General features: G+C 67.4%; 7 protein-coding genes. All 7 read right to left on the reverse strand.

Annotated elements, in window-relative coordinates; all coding sequences use genetic code 11:
- Positions 1 to 221: 221 nt before the first annotated feature.
- The 7 genes from I9P22_RS23355 to parA all read right to left on the reverse strand — a co-directional run bounded on the left by I9P22_RS23355 (position 222) and on the right by parA (position 4,060).
- Entirely contained in the window at positions 222 to 986 is a 765-nt protein-coding gene (locus tag I9P22_RS23355) for a lytic transglycosylase domain-containing protein (RefSeq protein WP_199262564.1), read from the reverse strand.
- 2 nt (positions 987 to 988) lie between these two features.
- Positions 989 to 1,324, reverse strand: coding sequence for a DUF736 domain-containing protein (locus I9P22_RS23360; RefSeq protein WP_058096765.1), 336 nt, complete (start codon positions 1,322 to 1,324; stop codon positions 989 to 991).
- Between the two features lie 67 nt (positions 1,325 to 1,391).
- Positions 1,392 to 1,937 (reverse strand): S26 family signal peptidase, encoded by a 546-nt coding sequence (locus I9P22_RS23365; protein WP_058096764.1) that lies wholly within the window; start codon positions 1,935 to 1,937, stop codon positions 1,392 to 1,394.
- Positions 1,934 to 2,419 carry a DUF2840 domain-containing protein gene (locus tag I9P22_RS23370; protein ID WP_058096763.1) on the reverse strand — a complete coding sequence of 162 codons (486 nt, stop codon included), beginning with the start codon at positions 2,417 to 2,419 and terminating at the stop codon, positions 1,934 to 1,936. The genes I9P22_RS23365 and I9P22_RS23370 overlap by 4 nt, the downstream gene beginning before the upstream one ends.
- The gene (locus I9P22_RS23375) at positions 2,416 to 2,670 is read right to left on the reverse strand and encodes a ribbon-helix-helix protein (RefSeq protein ID WP_058096762.1); all 255 of its coding nucleotides are present in this window, start codon (positions 2,668 to 2,670) and stop codon (positions 2,416 to 2,418) included. The genes I9P22_RS23370 and I9P22_RS23375 overlap by 4 nt, the downstream gene beginning before the upstream one ends.
- Positions 2,667 to 3,410, reverse strand: coding sequence for a DNA-methyltransferase (locus I9P22_RS23380; protein WP_058096761.1), 744 nt, complete (start codon positions 3,408 to 3,410; stop codon positions 2,667 to 2,669). The genes I9P22_RS23375 and I9P22_RS23380 overlap by 4 nt, the downstream gene beginning before the upstream one ends.
- Entirely contained in the window at positions 3,407 to 4,060 is a 654-nt protein-coding gene (parA, locus tag I9P22_RS23385; RefSeq protein WP_058096760.1) for a ParA family partition ATPase, read from the reverse strand. Before parA ends, I9P22_RS23380 begins: the two co-directional genes overlap by 4 nt.
- Positions 4,061 to 4,335: the final 275 nt, after the last annotated feature.

Genomic DNA, 4,335 nt, shown 5'->3' on the forward strand with positions numbered 1-4,335 from the left:
CCAGGTCTGCGATCTGTTCTCCGACGAGGAGTGCTACAACTACTTCAAAACCGCCGGGTATGAGGCCGATTGAGTGCAACAGGCTCTAAAACAACCGCCCAACCGAAGCGCACCGTGCGCCTTTTTATCTCGCCATCTTTCGGTCGTGGTGCCTGCCGCCACCCTCTGCGCCCTCCATGACACGCCAGCGCCCGATGGGATGCGAATTGCGGTGCCGCTGCTCATGGCCGGTCCCCACCGGCATCGCGGGCGACGAACAGCCCCTCCGACTGCAAGGCGGTGAGTGCGTCCGGTGCCGCCGGGACGAGCGAAGGGGCATCGTCCGGCGTGCGGTCGGGGGACGCGGGATCGGCAGCGGAAGCGCCTATTTCACGCGCGACGAAGAGCGCCGCCTCGCGCCAGTCGGGCGGCGGAGCGACCGTCGAGCAGCTGCCGGAAGGCCGCTCGCCGAGCAGGATCGGCGTCAAAGCAGCGACATAGGCGCGCGTCTCGGCAGGCAGCGGACGAGCCGTCGCGCGGTATTCATCGTAGCGACCGGGACCGGCATTGTAGGCCGCGAGCATCGCGGCGACATTGCCGTAGCGATCCCACATCTCGCGTAGGTAGGCGGTGCCCGCGAGGATGTTGTCGCGCGGCTCGAAGGGGTCGCGGCCGAGAGCATGGCGGATGCGCAGCTCCGCCCAAGTCGAGGGCATGACCTGCATCAGCCCCATCGCCCCGGCGGTGGATATGGCGCGCATATCGCCCGCGCTTTCGACCTGCATCACGGCGATGATCCATGACGGCGGGATGCCGAAACGCTGCGAAGCCTCCTCGATATGCGCGCCGTGCGGATGCGCAGCGACCGTGCGATCCGGCACGGTGGTTTGCGCCAGACCGGACAGCGGGGCGATGGTGGAGACGAACAGGCCGGAAAAAAGAAAGAGGATGATGCGGCGGCGGACACCGCATCTCCCCGAAGCGGGACGAGTGCAGGACGTGACCATGATCACCCCTGTTCGTCGCGCTTCTTCGGACGGGTCCAGTGCAGACCCCACTCGCGGCCATCTTCGTCCGACTGGAACAGCCGGGCGCGGATCGGCTGCTGAAAGACGGGATCGTCGAGAAGGACGGAGACGAACGGTCCTGCGCGCTCGCCAGAATGTTTCCAGCCTGCGCCGACTTCCGGCCCGTCTTCATCCCCAAGCCGAATTCGATAGGCGGGCGCGTTCTCTGACTCGACATCATCGATCGGAACAAAGGTCAGCTCAAGGTCGAGCGAGAGGGTGCGAAGCTGCCCGAAATAGCCGGACGGGGTGCGGGTAAACTGGCCGATCTGTGCCATGGAAGGCTCCTTTCCTATGCGGTAGAGAAGACGCGGGCCGCTCGCACGCCCCGCACTGGACGCGCCGTCACCGCATCGGCGCGCGCCAGACAAAGCGGCCATCGCCGTCTTCGTCGGTGAAAAGCGGGATCGCGTGGCCGATCACCGCGGAGGCGGGGAGCGGGCCGAAATAGCGGCCGTCGAGGCTGTCGCCGACGTCCGGGTTCATCAGGAAAACCTCGCCCTCGGCGATGACGCGGCAGCCCAGCCAGACCGGCAGGTCTCGGCCGAGGCTGTCGTGGTCGCGCGCCTCGCCGAGCGGAACGCCGTTGACGGAGATGGCGCGGCCAGCGCGACATACGCGCTGTCCGGGCAAGCCGAGGACATGCTTCAGAAGCGGCACGTCGCGGGCGACATAGCCGCGCTTGACCATGAACGAAGCGATGGGTTCGGGTGGGATGACGGCGACCAGATCGGGCACCTCGATCCGCTGAGTGGGCGTGACGGTGTAGAAGCCGATGGGCACGCTGGCCGATGCGTTCCAGACCAGCCTTGGCGCGGTCGGAACGAATCCGGTAATGGCGATCCCGAGCGTGGCAGCCGTTGTCGCCATGACATAGCGAAAGCGCGTCATGGGGCGATCTCCCGGCGCCGGAGCCATGCCTGATGGCGCTCGGCGGTGTAGGGTCGCGGCGCTTCGCCCGCGTTCATCCAATGGGCAACGTGCCGCCAGTGATCGGGATCGACCTGGGCGGGATCGACGCCAATGGCCTCGATCCCGTCGACATGGCGGAGGACGGCCTCGACCTTCGGCCAGCCTTCGATCTTCAGCAGGATTTCGCCGCCCGGACGGGCGAAGGGCAGCGTCTGATAGGACTCGCCCGGCGCAACCGCGCGCAGGATGTCGAGGCGCGAAATGATCGTGCCGTGGTCGTTCGCCGCCCAGCGGACGAACGCGAACACCGCGCCAGGACCGAAAGAGACGATACGGCGGTTGCGGTCGAGGAGCTGCGTTCCCGCCTCATGGCCGAACCTGATCCAGTATTCGGTCCTGCCTTCCACCCAGGTCAGTTCCACGCGGGTCAGATCGTCGTCATGGGCGTCGATGCCGTTCATGGGCGGTCTCCCGATATGTCGGGAAACTCGCGCGCCAGCAGGTCGCGCAGCATGTCGGCGACGGTGATGCCGCGTCTGATCGCGGCGATCTTGATCCGCCCGCGAAGCTCGGGCGTGATGTCAATCGTCAGCCGGGCGGAATGGGCGGTTACGGCGCCATCTCGCGCTGGTCGCGCATCGCCGGCCCTGATCCAGCCTTCGGGATCGGCCGGGCGGGCGGCGAAGCCGCGCTTGTCGGTGCGCGCCGTCATGACGGGCCTCCGTCATGAAACGGCAGCACGGTGGCGATGCGCGCCCGCGCGCGCTCGGCCATGTCGGGGTCGATCTCGCAGCCGATATAGCGCCGGCCGGAAAGCCGGCAGGCTTCCCCGGCCGCGCCGGAACCGGCGAACCAGTCGCCGACCAGGCCACCTTCCGGGCAGCTCGTGCGGATCAGAATTTCCAGGAGCGCCGCAGGTTTCTCGGTCGGATGGATGGCGCGGCCATGACAGTTGCGCAGGTAGATGACCGAGCGCATGAGGCGCGGCCCGCCGTCATGGCTGACGTAATGGCCGGCGTCGATCTTGCCGGTATGGGGTGGGCGCCGCTTGCGCCGGACGGTGCGGGCTGTTGCGTCGGGCGTGGTCTGGACGTCGTTGTAGATGTCGCGCCATGTCGTCTCGGCGGGATAGAACTGCACCGCCAGTTCATGCACGCGCTTGAAGCGGTCGGCATGAAAGCCGGTGCCGTTCTGCTTCTCCCAAACCACCTCCTGCGCGATCCGCAGGCCCGCATCAGTGAAGCGGTCCGCTGTCGCCATGAAGCTGCGCAGCGAACCGAAGACCCAGAGCGAGCCGGTCGGCGTAAGCGCGGCGCGCGCCAGCCCGACCCAGCCCTCGACACGCCGATCCCAGGCGAGCGAGGTGCCGCCATAGGGCGGATCAGCGAGGATCATGTCGTAGGGTGCGTGCCAGGGCATCTGTTCGCGGCAATCGCCGGTGAGAATCGTCATGCCGACGCCCTCCCGATGCCCAGCCGTTCGACCTCGGTAGCCAGTGCTGCGATCTCGCGCGCCGCAGGTGATCGGGCGTCGATCTCACTGGCGAGCCGCCCGGTCTGCGCGGCGTCGGCGAAGACGACGCGCTGGCCGATGGCGCTGGCGAGTAGCGGGGGGTCGTGGTCCGCCAGCGTCTCGGCCGTTTCGCGGGCAATGACGGTGCGCGAGCCGCAGCGGTTGAGCACGAAGCGCGCGACGAGCTGCGGGCGATAGATGCTCGCTTCCGTCAGGAGGGCGAGCATCTCGGCCGAGGCCCAGCCGTCGAACGGCGATGGCTGCACCGGGATCAGCACGAGATCGGCGGCGAGCAGCGCCGAGCGCATGAGGCCGGCGACGCGCGGCGGCCCGTCTATGACGATATGATCGACATCGCGGGCAAGCTCTGGCGCCTCACGGTGCAGCGTATCGCGCGCCAGGCCGAGTGTGCCGAAGGCACGGGGCAGGCCCTCACGCGCGCGTTGTTGCGACCAGTCGAGGGCGGAACCTTGCGGATCGGCGTCGATCAGGGTGACGCGCTTGCCACCCTGCGCCAATTCTCCGGCAAGATGCAGCGCCAGCGTCGTCTTCCCGACGCCGCCCTTCTGGTTGAGGAGCGCGATGATCATTCGCACCCCCCCGGCAGATCGAGAGGCAGGCGGGGTGTATCGGCAGATTCAGGAGCCTCGGTTGCGCCTCGATCAGATGCCGGTCGAGGCGGTGTCAGGGCACATGAGGCCCTCTCCTTCGCGGCCATGTTGAGGCTTCTGGCGGTGTCGCGGATGAGGTTTTCCACATCGCGCGCGCGCTCTTCAAAGTTAGCTGGGGTAACTGTTTCTGTTCTCGTCGCGTGTGAAGAACTCGCTCTTGGCCATACCGTGAACGGCGATCTGATCGGCTCGTG

Origin of the sequence: Paracoccus binzhouensis (assembly GCF_016446475.1) — a bacterium.
Taxonomy (GTDB): Bacteria; Pseudomonadota; Alphaproteobacteria; order Rhodobacterales; family Rhodobacteraceae; genus Paracoccus; species Paracoccus binzhouensis.